Source organism: Leptolyngbya sp. CCY15150 (genome assembly GCF_016888135.1).
In the GTDB taxonomy this organism is placed as follows: domain Bacteria; phylum Cyanobacteriota; class Cyanobacteriia; order RECH01; family RECH01; genus RECH01.
Window position 1 is genome coordinate 14,576 of sequence record NZ_JACSWB010000173.1, and the last position, 14,478, is coordinate 29,053.

At 53.8% G+C, this 14,478-nt stretch carries 13 protein-coding genes; 2 read left to right on the plus strand and 11 right to left on the minus strand.

The window, feature by feature from the left end; genetic code table 11:
• Window positions 1-166: 166 nt before the first annotated feature.
• From JUJ53_RS11675 to JUJ53_RS11720, 10 genes are all read right to left on the minus strand, one after another.
• A complete protein-coding gene (locus JUJ53_RS11675; protein ID WP_204152196.1) occupies window positions 167-1,336 on the minus strand; it encodes an LL-diaminopimelate aminotransferase in 1,170 nt (389 codons plus the stop codon).
• Between the two features lie 52 nt (window positions 1,337-1,388).
• Entirely contained in the window at window positions 1,389-1,724 is a 336-nt protein-coding gene (gene trxA / locus JUJ53_RS11680; protein WP_204152197.1) for a thioredoxin, read from the minus strand.
• A gap of 194 nt (window positions 1,725-1,918) precedes the next feature.
• Entirely contained in the window at window positions 1,919-2,974 is a 1,056-nt protein-coding gene (gene dusB / locus JUJ53_RS11685; RefSeq protein ID WP_204152198.1) for a tRNA dihydrouridine synthase DusB, read from the minus strand.
• A 40-nt stretch (window positions 2,975-3,014) separates the two neighbouring features.
• Window positions 3,015-4,784, minus strand: a complete 1,770-nt coding sequence (locus JUJ53_RS11690; RefSeq protein ID WP_204152199.1) for an ATP-binding protein — start codon at window positions 4,782-4,784, stop codon at window positions 3,015-3,017.
• 231 nt (window positions 4,785-5,015) lie between these two features.
• Complete coding sequence (locus JUJ53_RS11695) at window positions 5,016-5,267, minus strand: hypothetical protein (protein WP_204152200.1); 252 nt, start codon at window positions 5,265-5,267, stop codon at window positions 5,016-5,018.
• Window positions 5,268-5,821: 554 nt separating this feature from the next.
• Window positions 5,822-6,079: a photosystem I reaction center subunit PsaK gene (gene psaK / locus JUJ53_RS11700; RefSeq protein ID WP_239124999.1), complete on the minus strand. Its 258-nt coding sequence runs from the start codon at window positions 6,077-6,079 to the stop codon at window positions 5,822-5,824.
• 172 nt (window positions 6,080-6,251) lie between these two features.
• On the minus strand, window positions 6,252-7,250 hold the full coding sequence (locus tag JUJ53_RS11705; RefSeq protein ID WP_204152201.1) for an RNA polymerase sigma factor, RpoD/SigA family: 999 nt from the start codon (window positions 7,248-7,250) through the stop codon (window positions 6,252-6,254).
• A 929-nt stretch (window positions 7,251-8,179) separates the two neighbouring features.
• The gene (locus JUJ53_RS11710) at window positions 8,180-9,853 is read right to left on the minus strand and encodes an ATP-binding protein (RefSeq protein WP_204152202.1); all 1,674 of its coding nucleotides are present in this window, start codon (window positions 9,851-9,853) and stop codon (window positions 8,180-8,182) included.
• 98 nt (window positions 9,854-9,951) lie between these two features.
• Window positions 9,952-11,067 carry a phospho-N-acetylmuramoyl-pentapeptide-transferase gene (gene mraY, locus JUJ53_RS11715; protein ID WP_343327941.1) on the minus strand — a complete coding sequence of 372 codons (1,116 nt, stop codon included), beginning with the start codon at window positions 11,065-11,067 and terminating at the stop codon, window positions 9,952-9,954.
• Between the two features lie 219 nt (window positions 11,068-11,286).
• A complete protein-coding gene (locus tag JUJ53_RS11720) occupies window positions 11,287-11,523 on the minus strand; it encodes a DUF3134 domain-containing protein (protein ID WP_204152203.1) in 237 nt (78 codons plus the stop codon).
• Between the two features lie 367 nt (window positions 11,524-11,890).
• On the opposite strand from JUJ53_RS11720, the gene JUJ53_RS11725 reads away from it, so the two are divergent.
• Window positions 11,891-12,475: a PAP/fibrillin family protein gene (locus JUJ53_RS11725; RefSeq protein ID WP_204152204.1), complete on the plus strand. Its 585-nt coding sequence runs from the start codon at window positions 11,891-11,893 to the stop codon at window positions 12,473-12,475.
• Between the two features lies 1 nt (window position 12,476).
• Here JUJ53_RS11725 and rpiA read toward each other — a convergent pair whose 3' ends face one another.
• A complete protein-coding gene (gene rpiA / locus JUJ53_RS11730; RefSeq protein WP_204152205.1) occupies window positions 12,477-13,187 on the minus strand; it encodes a ribose-5-phosphate isomerase RpiA in 711 nt (236 codons plus the stop codon).
• Window positions 13,188-13,732: 545 nt separating this feature from the next.
• Between rpiA and JUJ53_RS11735 the strand changes: the two genes are divergently transcribed.
• Window positions 13,733-14,401: a cytochrome b/b6 domain-containing protein gene (locus JUJ53_RS11735; protein ID WP_204152206.1), complete on the plus strand. Its 669-nt coding sequence runs from the start codon at window positions 13,733-13,735 to the stop codon at window positions 14,399-14,401.
• The last annotated feature ends 77 nt before the right edge of the window (window positions 14,402-14,478 follow it).

Here is a 14,478-nt window from a genome sequence, read left to right on the forward strand (position 1 = left end):
TCACATCATCCAGACGAGAATTTTAGGATAGTACCACCCATCACCATTCCTGAGCGATGCCACCATCACGGAATGACGACACATGGTCTGCTCAGTAGCCTAGATCAAGGTAAGGAAAGGTGCTGCGTTGATTGCTACAGACATAGACTCCGTGGATGGACTGACCCTAGGAGCCTAAAAACTGGCCAATCCGCTGCACAGCTTCCGTAAGGCGATCGGGATCATGGACGAGGGCAAAGCGTACATAGCCTTCTCCCGATTTGCCAAATCCGGCCCCGGCGGAGGCGACTACACCGGTTTGCTCCACCAATTGGGTGCAAAAGCCTAGGGAATCTTGCTGCCATGGGGCCGGTAGCTTGGCCCAGATATACATAGTGGCGTCGGGGACGGGAACCGTCCAGCCAATCTGCTGTAGGGCTTGGACAAAGGCATCCCGGCGCTGGCGGAAGGTTGCTACGGAGTGCTGAAGGTGCTCTTGTGGCCCCAGCAGGGCAGCGATCGCCCCGTTCATGATGCCGAGATATTGGTTAAAGTCCACCACGGCTTTCACCTTCCGCAGGGCCTGAATCACCTCTGGGTTACCGATGGCATAGCCGATGCGAAAACCGCCCATGTTGTAGGACTTGGACAGGGTGAAGAATTCGATGGAAACGGTCTTATCGGGATCGGCCTGCAGGATCGAGGGGGCGATCGCCTCCCCGAAGACTAGATCGCCGTAGGGAAAATCATGTACCAAAATCAGCTCATGGCGTTGGCAAAACGCCACGGCCTGCTGGAAAAAGGAGAGGGGAGCGATCGCAGTGGTGGGATTGTGGGGATAGCTGAGCACCATCATCCGCGCTTGGGCTAGCACCGGAGCCGGAATGTCTTCAAATACGGGCAAAAACTGGTGTTCTTCCTTCAGGGGCATGGGATAGACCTGCCCATTGGCTAAATGCACCCCCCCAGCATGGGAGGGATAGCCAGGATCTTGCAGCAGGGCAAACTCCCCCGGATTGAGCACCGCTAAGGGCAGGTGGGCCGTGCCCTCTTGGGAGCCAATTAAGGTGAGGACTTCCGTTTCTGGATCGACGGCAACGCCATACCGCTGGGTATACCACTGGGCGACGGCCTCCCGGAATGGGCGGGTGCGGTTGAACAGTAGGTAGCCGTGGGTGCTGGGATCGGTGAGGGACTGGGCGATCGCCTCTAGAACATGATCCGCCACCGGCAGGTCGGAGGAGCCCAGGGACAGATCAATGAGGGAACGCCCTGCTGCGATCGCCCGCCCCTTGGCTCGATCCATGTCGGCAAATACGTTGGTCTGTAACGGTTGAATTCGATCCGCAAAGCGCATAGAGTCTCCAATCAAGCCATCTAAATCGACCGCCGTCCCTGAGGTGAACCTGTTAAGCTGCCGAGGAGAGGTGGTTGGCTAAAAACTCCTCCAGCTTTTGGCGAGGCAAGGCCCCCTCGGTGGCATCGAGCTGCTGCCCGTCCCGGAACAGCACCAGCGCTGGCACACCCTCCACGCCACAGGTGGCGACGGCTTCGGGGTTGGGATCCACTTCCATTTTGACAATGGAGAGGCGATCACCATAGGTCTCGGCAATGCCATTCATGATCGGTGACATTAAACGACAAGGGCCACACCAACTAGCCCAGAAATAAACGAGGACGAGTTTGGAGGCACTCAAAACCTGGGACTCAAACTCTGCATCGGTAATAACAGTTACGCCAGCCATGACTCTCTAATAGTTGTGGTACTGAATCTGCAATGAATCGTCGTGCTCTCTGTACTAGCTTACCGAGTTGTGGGCATGGTCGGGGTAGCATTCCCCAAAAAACCATGGGTTATCTGGGGTATCGGGGATGTTGGATACCAGATGCTTGACGCGACGCGGAACGCCATGTCGAGATAGCGGCGTACAGGAATGGGCTATACGGGAATGGGCAACGCCTCGGTCACTAGGGCGATCGCTTCATCCAACAGCCCTATCCCCTGTTCCACGGTTTCAATCTGACAGAGGCGTTGCCGTAGATCCGCCGCGCCGCTAAATCCCTTGACGTACCAAGTCATATGTTTCCGCGATTGGTAAATACCGCGATCGCCCTTGTAGGCAGCCAGCAGGCGGAGATGCTCTTGGGCACAGCGCAATTGTTCCACGATAGACGGCGGTGGGCGGTGGTGGCCGGTTTTAAGGAAATGGTCGATTTCGCCAACCAGAAAGGGATAGCCGAGGGTGCCCCGCGAACACATCACCCCATCTGCCCCAGTTTCTTCTAAACAACGCACCGCCGATTCTACAGACACCACATCGCCGTTGGCAATCACTGGAATGGCGATCGCTTGCTTAACTTGGGCAATCCAATCCCAGCGGGCAGGGCCGTGATAGCCCTGGGCACGGGTGCGGCCGTGGAGCGTCAGCATCTGTGCGCCGGCCTGCTCCATCCGCTGAGCAAACTCTACGGCATTGATATGGTCTTCATCCCAGCCGATGCGAGTTTTCACCGTGACGGGAATGTCAACTGCCTCTACCACTGCCTGCACAATGGCCTCGGCTACCTCCGGCTGGCGCAGCAGGGATGATCCACCACCATTTTTGGTGATTTTGTTCACCGGGCAGCCCATATTTAAGTCGATGGTATCGGCTCCTTCAGCGGCGGCCATGCGGGCAGCTTCTGCCAAAAAATCTGGACGGCAGTCAAATAGCTGAATGCTGACAGGCCGCTCCTGGGGATCCACATCCATCACCTTAGGCAACTGGCGGGCATGGGCAAGCCCGGAGGCATGAACCATCTCCGTGTACATCATGGAGTCGGGAGCATAGCGCCGCACCAACTGCCGAAACACCAAGTCGGTGACGCCGGATAGGGGCGATTGCAACACCCGGCTGTGGACGACGACTTGGCCGATGTGTAGGGGAGATGCCAAGCGGGTCCGCAGGGCTGGTGATAGCACCACCCGATTGTCTTCGATTGTCCTGCTCTCCATACCGCGCTGCCTGTGAACTGTATTACACCTCAACGCTGGGCTACGCATCTCCCGACTGCGTTGAGACCATAATCGGGTCTTGATAAAGCGCTACGGTGAAGGTCACGGTAGACCCTAGCCCTTCCCCTAGGCTGAAAAAGCTTACCACTCCGCCCATGGCCTCCACCAGCTTTTGGGAAATCACCAGTCCCAGACCGGTGCCGCCATACTGGCGGGTGCGGGAGCCATCAATTTGGCTAAAGTTTTGGAACAGTCGGTCTTGTTTTTCCAGGGATACCCCAATGCCGGTATCCGCCACGCTAATTTTCACAATGCCAGGCTTTTCCTGGCCCTGCACAACCGTTTTCTCGGGAATAATATCGGCTGTGATGGTAATACCGCCATCATGGGTGAATTTGATGGAGTTGCCCACGAGGTTCAGCATCACCTGAAGCAACCGCTGGTAGTTGCCGTAGAGCACCACCGGTTCTAGGCTAGCTGGGGTGAGAATCTCAAAGCTGAGGCTTTTCTGGGCAACCTGCCCTCGGGTGAGCTTGGTGACGTTTTCCATCAAGTCGTCTAGGTTCACCGGATTGAGGTCAAGCTGCATTTTGCCAGCCTCAATTTTGGCGATGTCTAAAATATCGTTGATGATATTCAGCAGATGCACCGCCGAGTTGTAGGACTCTTGAATGAACTCAGCCTGCTCTTCGGGATCATCGGCCATGCCGTCTAGCACCAGCTTCAGGAAGCCAATCATGCCATTCAGCGGTGTGCGCAGCTCGTGGGAGGTATTGGCTAAAAATTCGCTCTTCAGCCGGGAGGCTTCCTCCGCTTGGGTGCGGGCTTCTTCTAGCTCTTGGTGTTTTTCCCGCAGGCGATCGTTGGTTTCCCGCAGCTCGGTAGCGAGATTCTGACTTTCGGCATAGAGCTTGGCATGGGCAATGTCGGTGCCAATTTGGCTGGCCAGCTCTTGGATTTTGTCAATCTCAAAGGCACCCCACTCTCGCTCCATGGCGGCATGTTGCAGCAAGATCAATCCATTAGGCTGATCTTTATGGCAGGTGGCGATCGCTAAAACAGGGGGCTGTTGACCGATTAACCCCAACGACTCAGCGGGCAAGACCTGGGGATGGAGGGTCGTCAAAACCCGGTGGGCCATACTCTCGGGAGTCACCGGTAGACGAATATCCAATGCAGAGTCCCATTGAGGCTGGCAATATTCTGCGGTGACTGCAATGTCAGGATACCCAGCTTCATAGGAGCAAATTAGGCAGCGGGCTACACCCAGCACTTCCCCTAGCCCGTTCACGGTTTTTTGCCAAATGGCGTCTAGGTTGAGGGTGCGACGCACGTTCCAGGCCACCTGGGAAAGGCCGCGTTGATAGCCGTGGGGCTGAAGAGCCTCAGCAGGGGGGAGCGCTTCCACATGGGCGATCGCTTCTGCTTCCGACAGTTCGCACCAGACCCAACCCATCACCATCACGTGGGTGGGCGATCGCCCTGGCAGCAACACCGGACTCATGACCCCATCGATTAACAGGTAGCGATCGCCATGGAGAAAGGGATATCGCAGCGTTTGGGCAACAGACTGGAGCAGGGTTTGCTGCACCTTGGCGTGATAAATCTCGGGGCGAATGGGCAGTATAACAGCCGTATCGACTGACGTGAGATCAGACAATTGGCTGCGATCGCGCCAGTAGCAGGAACAGATGACGCCCAGCTCATCTTGAGTCAGCACTAAATCTGGCTCAAGGCTTGAGCGCTCCGTCTGAGGCGCTGGGGCCAATGCGTCATCGACTGAAACTGAAGACTGACTGGGTAACGTCATGAAGTATCTAACCCACAAGCAATTCACAATGGGGGTCTAACCATAGCTCAGAGCCGGTTTCTCCCTGCCAAGCTAAGCGTACCCCAATCAATTAAGCAACTATCGCGATGCAAGGCCCTATCTCCTCCAGTGAGGTGATAGCTTGAACTTTAGAACCAGACCGGGATGCAAGAGCCATGGTTCCCATCTCTCCATCCAATGCTTGGTGTTTGCAGGGTGCGAGACGCTCGCTCAATCATTCCATTCGCCCTTGGGCGGCACGGGAGGATTGCGGCGCAGGGTGCGGGTGAGGTCGTCATCCCGGCGGTTCGCGCCAGATAGCCATTGGCGAACGGCAACTTCAATGACCTTGCTAGGATCTTTGGTGAGATGGTTAATTTGATCTAGCAAATCGGCATCTAGGCGCACCGATAACTCAACCTTATCGGACGACGAGGGCATGGTGGATGGCGTAGACAGAGGGGATGTGGTGGAATCGTTCATCGGAAACATTCTCTCAAGAGGTGAATCATCGGGATAGATGCTGCTGCAACTCTCAACGGGCGATCGCAGATCATTGGGTTAGCTCAATCCTATTCTAGGACGTTGCCCCAGCCCTCATTGGCCTCTTCCCAGGATATCCTGACCTAAGACTCGTGACGATGTTGGGGAGAGAAAGCTCGATTGACAGGTAGGGGGCAGCAATTCTCATGTTGACCCGTAGCTTTTCCCAGCCATCTATTCATGCTTTTTTCAACCCGATCGGGGCAGACCTATCGTTCCTACGCTGGGCGTGGGAATGCTCCCAACGGCGCTCCTACGTCCAGGCCAATCGCAGGAGAAAAGTCGCAGGAGCAACCAAGACCGATGTCAACGTTGGAGCGCTGGCACCCTACGATGCGGTTCTCGGCTCGGGCAAGATGTTCATCCTGAGAATGGCTTGTAGAGTGTCAATCAATTGACATCGTTCACAATTAACCGTTCACAATTAACTGACACAATGCCCGCCGATGATCAACTATCATCGACGGGCATAGAAAGACTAGAGCAATCGAGAGCTACAGTGCGCCGAAGCTCGCCAAGCCAAGAATGACGCCAGCACCCAACACATGGCCAAAGCTGGTGGTAGCTAACACAGCCGGTAGACCAAATCCACCAAAAAGGTTGGGAGATGGCATGGCTGGGCCTTCGCTAGGATACTTCATCGTGTATTTACCGAATGCGATCGCCAAGATGTTGCAAATGACCATAACAATCGCAACTTTTGGACTCCACTCTAAGGTTGGCGGAACAGCGGCTAATAGGGTTGTCAACAAGAGATGTCTCCTTCTGGTTTTATAAACAATTGCAATCTCAGGTGAAGTTTTACCAGGAAAAGGATAGTCAAAACATCTGCTTGCATTAATAGTTAACACTTGGAGGGCGATCGCCGGGATCTATCATCCCAGGATCGCCCTCTTAATTCCCTATTTGGCCCCTATTTGGCCCCTAGCTGGCTAGGTAGCCCCGCATGTTGTTGGTGCGTCGCCGTAGATGGTTGAGCGCTTGCCGTTCAAGCTGCCGCACCCGCTCCCGGCTGATGTTCATCCGCTGACCAACTTTGGCTAGGGATAGCTCATAGCCATCGCTCAAGCCAAATCGTAGACTGAGCACTTCCCGCTGTTGGGGGGTAAGCTCGTCGAGCAGATTGGCAATGTCCTGCCGCAGCAGTTCATGGGTGGTGTAGTTTTCTGGCGAAGCGGTTTCATCTTCTAGCAGATCTTGCAGTTCGGTGTCTTGGTTATCGCCAATCCGTAGATCGAGGGAAACCGGCTGACGGGCAATGGTCAAATATTCCCGAATTTGATCGGGCTCTAGCTCCAGAGCCTTGGCAATTTCTGCAGGCGTCGGGCTATGACCAAACTGCTGGGTGAGCTCTCGCTGCACCTTTTTGATCTTGTTCAGCTTTTCGGTAATGTGGATAGGGAGGCGAATGGTGCGAGCCTGTTGAGCGATCGCTCGGGTGATCGCCTGACGAATCCACCAGTAGGCGTAGGTGGAAAACTTATAGCCCTTAGTGGGATCAAACTTTTCAACCCCGCGCTCTAGACCTAGGGTGCCCTCTTGAATCAAATCAAGGAATTCTAGGTTACGCTTTTGGTACTTCTTGGCGATCGCCACCACCAAACGCAGGTTGGCTTCGATCATTTTTTGCTTAGCGCGGTGACCTTTCTGCAACTGATCCCGCAGCTCCGCTTCAGATACTTGGGCCTGGTCTGCCCATTCTGCATCCGTGGGTTCCTGTTCTAGAGATTCAGTAAGCTGTTCCTTGACCTCTAGCAAATGCATCATCCGCTGCACCTGTTTACCCAAGACAATTTCTTGCTCGTGGGTTAGTAGGGGAACACGACCAATTTCATGAAGATAGGTACGCACCATATCAGCCGTGTAGGCGGGTGGTGCGGACTTGGTAGTAGAGCGACTGGCATTAAGATTTGCAGTTGGCATGGGACTGATCGGTGCTCCGTCGAGACGAATACATGACTATAGGGAAACGCTAGGCAACCGCAGAGGAAAAACGCCTGCGTTGCAATGGGTGGCTAGGAAACGAATAACAGGGTGAATCTTAACTACAGACCTCTCAGCGACATCTCAGGTTCATCAGAACGCTGGGGTCATGGAAAAGCAGGTGAACAGGATAATGTGTTGGCGAGGGGATCGCTCAACTGGCGAACATCATGGCTTATGCAAGCTAAACGAGATGACGGTAATACAGCCTTTGAGCTGCCTAATCCAGACTCTTGACATCAGGTGTAGTGGCGAATCTCGAAGTCATAACCTGGGGCAACAACGTGCAAGGTTCTGGATAAACTCGGTGTTGCTATCACATCAACTAAACGAATTCATTATGACTTCGACTTGACTCCATCGTAATACAAGTTTAGGGTTGCGTAAAGGCGTCTGGACTCATCCTAAAGGGTGAACTTGATGGAGTCTTGCAAGATAGTTTGCCCAATTGGCGCATTTTTGTTGAACACAAGATGGCATCCATAGGGTCTCAACTCATCGAAACAGCGTGCTCAGCTATTGGGAAACAGGTGGTGAAGACGGATGAACTAGGTAGGCAACGAACCATCTTGATATCAATAGTGCCAAGTTAGCCGTAGGTACTAGGTACGGAGATTGCACAGTAATAACCGTACCTGTCATCAGGTTGAGGCGGCGGGCAGGGTGTGACGCTTCCTAGGCTGGTCTAAAAGACAGTGACGGTGTTGGCCGGTCAACATCCATAGGTCACATTCATGAGAAGGCGTTGCTGAATCGACCCTTTTCGCCAAGGAACCGTGAGCGAGACGTTCATACGACCTTGAGGGTAAATGAGTTGAAAGTGTGGGCATTTCCCGTTCCGATGTCCTAGCCTCATTCAGCAACACCTATTAGAAACCCAGGTCAGCTTTAGCCGTTTTGGCAGCCTTGAGAACCTTGTCGGTGGAGGCTTGTTCCCAGTCTGCCTCCCCAATCTCTGCGTAGAAGGTCTCATCGTAGGGACGCGTTTGGATGACCACGGGCATGGGTACGGCATGGCCGAGAATTAAGGCCTGCTGTTTGGAGTCTAGTTTAGCCAAGACCGATCGCAAATTCTGCCCACCCGATACACCGGTGAAAATAGCGTCAATATCTTTGTCATCGTTGAGCAGAGCCGTAATCCGGGTACCCACCTGGGACATCACCTCGTTGTCGATGCCCGATGGCCGCTGATCGACCACCAGCAGGGTGACAAAATATTTGCGCATCTCCCGGGCAATGGTGCCAAAGATGGTTTGCCGCACGGTGGCTGTATCGAGAAAGCGATGGGCTTCTTCGATGGTAATCACCAGTTGTCGGGGGCGATCGCTGGGGTTTTTGGTTTGCAAAAAGGTTTCTGACTTGCGGACATAGCTGGCATGGATGCGGCGGGCAATCACATTAGTCGCCAGCATGTAGGACAGCAGATTAGACTGGGAGCCAAACTCCACGACCACATGTTTTCCGGCTTCTAGGGATGCCAGAATTTGATCCACATAATTGTGGGGGCAGGTATGGCGCAGGTATTTCAAATCATCCAGACGGGTGAGCTTACGCTGCAGGGCCATAATGGACGACTTACTGCCCATTTTCACCTCACAAAATTCCTGGATCTCCTCATTGTTCATCGACAGCAGGCGCGTAATCCAGGTTTTGCCAAACTCGTTGCGCAGGATGATGGCATTTTCCAGGCTAGCTTCCGATAGGTTCAGCTCTTGCCGCACCAGCATCAGATCCTCAACATCAATTTGGTCATAGCTGATGTAGAGGTCTTGGGCGTCGCGCACCCCTCGTCGCTTGGTGGAAGCCGAATCCAGGGTGTAGATCTGCACCTGGCCGGGAAACAATTGCCGCAGACCTTTGACGGTGCTGAACTGCTTGCCCTCCTTGGCGGCTTCCCAGCCATATTCCGAATGCATGTCAAAGATCAGGTTGACGGCGGCCCGTTTGCGGATGATGCCCGATAGCAGCAATCGGGTGAGGAAGGATTTGCCAGTACCCGACTTGCCAAATATGCCATTGCTACGCTCCACGAAGCGATCCAGGTCTATGCAAATGGGCACGTCCATATCAATGGGGCGGCCAATGGAAAAGTTGTGGCGGTGGGGATCGTCTTCCCAGCCAAAAACGGTGCGGAAGTCGCGCTCTAGGGCATCGTAGACTTGGCTGAAATGTCCAGGAATAGTTTTGACGGGCAGCAGGCTCATGGCAACAGATTCATCTGCGGCAAACCCTTCAGCACCCTCGCCTGAGGGCGTAAACATCAGCATAGGAGTCAGGCTAATGGTGCCGTAGGTGCCGGTGCCGGCTAACACCTCTTGCAAATAGATGTTGCTGGGATCGGGGGGGTTGGCCAAAATGCGAGGACTAGCGGCGCAGAGGGTGACGTCGGTCAACATGCAGAAAAAGCGCGATCGCACCCCTTGGATCACTAGAAACTTGCCGACTCGCATATCCTCAACCGAAATGCCTGGATGCAGTCGTACATCCAGCCCGTGGCTGAGGGAGCCTTGTATGACAGAACCGAGTGGTATATCTGGAAGCATTCCAGCCTATGGCGCTGTACCCCCTAGGGTCAGCGATTAATACATGGGTTCTGTCTATTAGAACATACGTTCTTTTAGTTGTGCAACCCTGGTGGGCGTTACCCCCAGTGGGCGGCTTGTAGAAGTAGGCAAGCGATCGCCAACACTGCACCCGCTAGGTAAAACCGGCCCACCACCTGGGTTTCTGCCCAGCCCGATAGTTCGAAGTGGTGGTGGAGGGGAGACATTTTGAAGAGGCGTTTGCCGATACCCTGCTCATTTTTAGTGGCTTTGTAGTAGCCGACTTGGGCAATCACCGAGAGGGTTTCCACCAAGAAAATACCGCCGAGAATCAGCAGGCTGAAGAGGTTTTGGCTGAGCAGGGCCACCGCCGCCAAGGCACCGCCCAGGGCCAGGGAGCCGGTATCGCCCATGAAGACCCGAGCTGGGTTGCGGTTATGCATCAAAAAGCCCAAGCAGCCGCCCGCCATGCAGGCGCAGAAAACTAACAGCCCTATGGATGTGGGGGCAGCTAGGACACCTAAGCCCAAAAAGGCGATCGCACTGGTGCCAGCCGCCAGACCATCGACGCCATCGGTCAAATTGGTGGCATTACTTTCGGCGACGAGGGCAAACCAGGCAATGGGCCAGAATAGTAGACCTAGGGGAATTCCCCAGCCGAGGGGCAGAGCCAGATAGGTGACATCAACAGGTTGATGGGTGTAGAGCCATAGGCAGAAGAGACCGCCCGCTACCACCTGAAGCGCTAGTTTGGTGCGGGGGGAGATGCCCTTGTTCGACTTACGGCGCAGAATTTGCCAATCGTCGATCCAGCCAATGGCAGCGTAGGCCAAGGTCAGAGCAGAGACGGCCATAACCTCAGGCGAAAAACCTGACCAAACCACCGCTAGGGCGATCGCTGCCGGAATGAAGAAGATGCCGCCCATGGTCGGCGTGCCGGTTTTACGCAGGTGAGCCTGGGGCCCGTCTTCCCGAATAATCTGCCCTGCCTTCAGCGATCGCAACATCGGTACGACCCAGTGACCTAGGACAGCAGCGATCGCGCCCACACCCCAAAGAGGTAGCAAGAGAGACACCGGGCTCAACAGCCGCTCAGCCTGCCAGTCGAGCATGGCTGCGGCTAGGCTCAAAAACGAGAACAGCATCCACAGGAGAGCGGTACCAGACAGCTTACCTAGCCTTTGCTGCTCCAGTCTGCTAATTTTTGCATCCACGATTGGGTTTCCTCACACCAACACAACTCACACCACCGGAACGATCTTCCGCCTATCTCAGGTCTATCAAAGGTGATATCTGAGATAGCGTCCTCTATTCCTCACTCCGCCTAGGCAAGATGCCCAAGGTATTGACTTGCATTCTACAGGCTTATGGAACTCGCATCGCCGCCTGGGATCAGCAGGGAGCGATCGGAACAAGCCCGCTGACGTTGCTGACTAGTCGTCTAGATCGAGATCATCATCGTCGTCATCGTCGAAGCTATCATCGTTACTATCCATGAGTTCCGTGATTTCTTCTTCTTCCTCAGGGCCAGATGGAATCCCTACCGTTTCGCGTTCCAAAAGACGGTTGGTGCCTTCCAGCCAGTCCAAGATAGAAGCATCACGCTGGGCCGGAATCACACCGGCGGGTTGACTGCGAGGCGACTCGCGTAGGGCTGGATTGTTTTTCATGGGAGTGACCTTAGCGATTAACACTAGATGATATTGAGACGAGACTCAGGCAGCTACCCTGGGGCGATCGCAGCGGAGATGTTATCCCTACTGACACTAGGTTTCTTCCTTGATCAGGGGAATTTAGCCTAGGATTTACAAAAGGCTGTCGTTGAGCCCATGGGTTACGCCCGTAGGTTACGACAGATCTCAGCGATCGTTACGGGAAGCCATGCAAAATATTAACATCAGGGTTTGCATAGTCGGCCGCTTTGATAGATAGGAATTTCGAAAGTGAGGGGTGTTTTCAGGTCAATGCTGCATGTTACCGGTCTTGGGCTACGCGATGCTGGGTCTGATCGATCAACGAGATCAACGAGGGCTAACCATGTTAGGTAAAACGGAACTACTGGATGCGATCGCAGGTAAAAATCGCGGCGTGCTGGCAACAGCGGCAGATCAGCAGGCCATTCAGGCAGCGATCGCCCGTTTAGAGGAACGCAACCCCACCCCCGAGCCCCTAGCGGCCCCAGAATTATTGCAGGGCAACTGGCGACTGCTCTACACGACCAGTCAAGATCTGCTGCGGTTTGAGCAAATTCCGCTCTGTCGCCTTGGGCAAATTTATCAATACATTTTGCCAGACCAGCAGCGCATCTATAATATTGCCGAACTGTATGGCTTGCCCTTGCTTAGCGCTGTGGTGAGTGTGGCGGCGGTGTTTCAACCGGTCTCCAAGCAGCGGGTGCAGGTGCAGTTTGATCGCTCCGTGGTGGGATTTGCAGGATTTTTGGGGTACCGATCCCCCGAGGGGTTTATCCAAACCCTGCAGTCGGGGAAACGGTTGGCTGCCTTGGATGTGGCCATTGATACCTCTAATCGAGATGCTTGGTTAGATGTCACCTACTTGGATGGCGATCTGCGCATCGGACGGGGCAATGGCGGCAGCCTGTTTGTCTTAAGCCGAACCTAGGCTACATTTCCCGGACGATGGCCTCGCCGTCTTTGATTTCGCCAATCAACACCACATCGGTGACATTGACGAAGAGCCCGTTTTCCAGCACGCCGGGGATGTTATTAATCGTCACTTCCATCTCCGCTGGATTGGCGATCGCTGCAAAGGTGACATCGAGCACCATGTTGCCCTGGTCGGTAATCACCGGGCCATCCTTCTTCACACCCATACGCAGCTCCACGGTGCCACCCAAGGCTTCTAGCGCACGGGTGACCGGAGCGATCGCCATGGGTAACACTTCCACCGGCAGGGCAAAGGTGGTGCCCAAGGCGGTCACCAGCTTGGAGCTATCCACCACCACAATGAACAGCTCGGCTAAGGAATCCACCACCTTCTCGCGGGTGTGGGCCGCACCACCGCCCTTAATCAAATTCTTTTGGGGATCGACTTCATCGGCCCCGTCGATGGCCACATCAATGCGATCGACTTCATCCAGGGTGGTGAGAGGAATGCCATACTGTTTTGCCAACACCGACGCCTGAAAGGAGGTGGGAATCCCTTTGATGTCTTTCAGGTCACCAGACTTAAGGCGATCGCCCAAGCGCTGAATGGCGTAGGCGGTGGTTGAACCGGTTCCTAAACCCACAATGGCACCCGACTGCACGCGATCGGCGGCCGTGAAGCCAACCTGCTGTTTCATCAGCTTGACGGGATCTGTTCCTGACAACATAACACCTCTCCTATACCTTACGTCTACCTTATCGTTGCTAGCGATCGCCCCCTGGGCACATCTGCCTAGCACTACATAGCATGACGCAAAGTGTTCTCTTGGCCTAGTAGGGGGGCGATCGGATAGCTGGGACTAGGTTCTGTAGGTTGATAGAACCTGAGTTCGATAGCGTTATGAGTCGAGAATTCTATGGATGGGAAGATGGCGTATAGCCTGCCGCACGGCTTCGCTAAAGTGGCAGCGTCATACATCTAAGCCTGATTACACGGTGCGTTAAGGCTTCGCCTAGCCCCCCACGACGTATAGGGTAAGAGTACATCCGTCGAACTCACGTTTGCTAGAGAAGATGTGCATCAAGAGCCGGTGACAAGAGGTCAAAGAAGCACCTAGATTGGCCAAGTAAGTCAAAGACTTGATCAACATCTAGTTCAATACCTGAAGGCTTGAGGCTTCATAACAACAGTTGTTCCGCAGCTATCAAGAGACGGGAACACCATGCTAGTTCTGCTATAATTCACGGCATACACATTTAAGCTCTTTCCCGCATGCCACCGTCCAGTCCATATCAGCCTGCTTTACTGCGAATCCTGCATGGTTCAGTTGCAGTTTTAACTATCCTGGCTTTGATTTCAGGATTTTGGGTCTACAACACTTACGATGGGCGTTGGGGAAGTATTGGCTTACCTAAGCTAGAGAGTATTCAAGGTATTCATGGCACGTTTGGACTGACGTTCTTGTTGATTCTTCCCATCTTTGCTCTCTATAGCTTTCATTTAGGATTTCATCGATTAGGTCAAGAGCAATCGTTCAAGCAAGTACTCCAGTTCAATACACCTTTGGGCTGGATCTCCACTCATCGCCTCGCCAATACATTGATGTTATTAGCCTCTACAGGTGCTGTAGTGACGGGACGTATGATGAAAGAAGAGTGGCTTCCAGCAGGTGAGACCTATCATGTTTGGTACCTAGCCCACTTAATATCCTGGGGAGTGATGTTTTTATCCCTTGCTCTACATGTGCTACTGGGAGCCAAGGTGGGAGGAGTACCGTTATTGTTATCTATAGTTAAGATTAAGACTCGGGAGCAAGATAGTCCGCGTTCTTGGCTGCGAGGAATTAAGGCAAAACACTCTAGCCTAGCCTTAACGGTGACTGAAGTTATCGTCATAGGCGGCATCATTGCAGCATTTATTTTGCCGGTCTTTAATCTCTAATTTAAATAAGGATAACCAAAATACCTGTTGTGGCAGTTGGCTATCTTAATGAGAATGCTGTTTTATTTAATTTAGCT

Bases quoted from the DNA above. Each gene is read 5' to 3' on its own strand.
- JUJ53_RS11675 (WP_204152196.1), bottom strand. From the start codon at position 1,336: ATGCGCTTTGCGGATCGAATTCAACCGTTACAGACCAACGTATTTGCC.
- trxA (WP_204152197.1), bottom strand. From the start codon at position 1,724: ATGGCTGGCGTAACTGTTATTACCGATGCAGAGTTTGAGTCCCAGGTT.
- dusB (WP_204152198.1), bottom strand. From the start codon at position 2,974: ATGGAGAGCAGGACAATCGAAGACAATCGGGTGGTGCTATCACCAGCC.
- JUJ53_RS11690 (WP_204152199.1), bottom strand. From the start codon at position 4,784: ATGACGTTACCCAGTCAGTCTTCAGTTTCAGTCGATGACGCATTGGCC.
- JUJ53_RS11695 (WP_204152200.1), bottom strand. From the start codon at position 5,267: ATGAACGATTCCACCACATCCCCTCTGTCTACGCCATCCACCATGCCC.
- JUJ53_RS11705 (WP_204152201.1), bottom strand. From the start codon at position 7,250: ATGCCAACTGCAAATCTTAATGCCAGTCGCTCTACTACCAAGTCCGCA.
- JUJ53_RS11710 (WP_204152202.1), bottom strand. From the start codon at position 9,853: ATGCTTCCAGATATACCACTCGGTTCTGTCATACAAGGCTCCCTCAGC.
- JUJ53_RS11720 (WP_204152203.1), bottom strand. From the start codon at position 11,523: ATGAAAAACAATCCAGCCCTACGCGAGTCGCCTCGCAGTCAACCCGCC.
- JUJ53_RS11725 (WP_204152204.1), top strand. From the start codon at position 11,891: ATGTTAGGTAAAACGGAACTACTGGATGCGATCGCAGGTAAAAATCGC.
- rpiA (WP_204152205.1), bottom strand. From the start codon at position 13,187: ATGTTGTCAGGAACAGATCCCGTCAAGCTGATGAAACAGCAGGTTGGC.
- JUJ53_RS11735 (WP_204152206.1), top strand. From the start codon at position 13,733: ATGCCACCGTCCAGTCCATATCAGCCTGCTTTACTGCGAATCCTGCAT.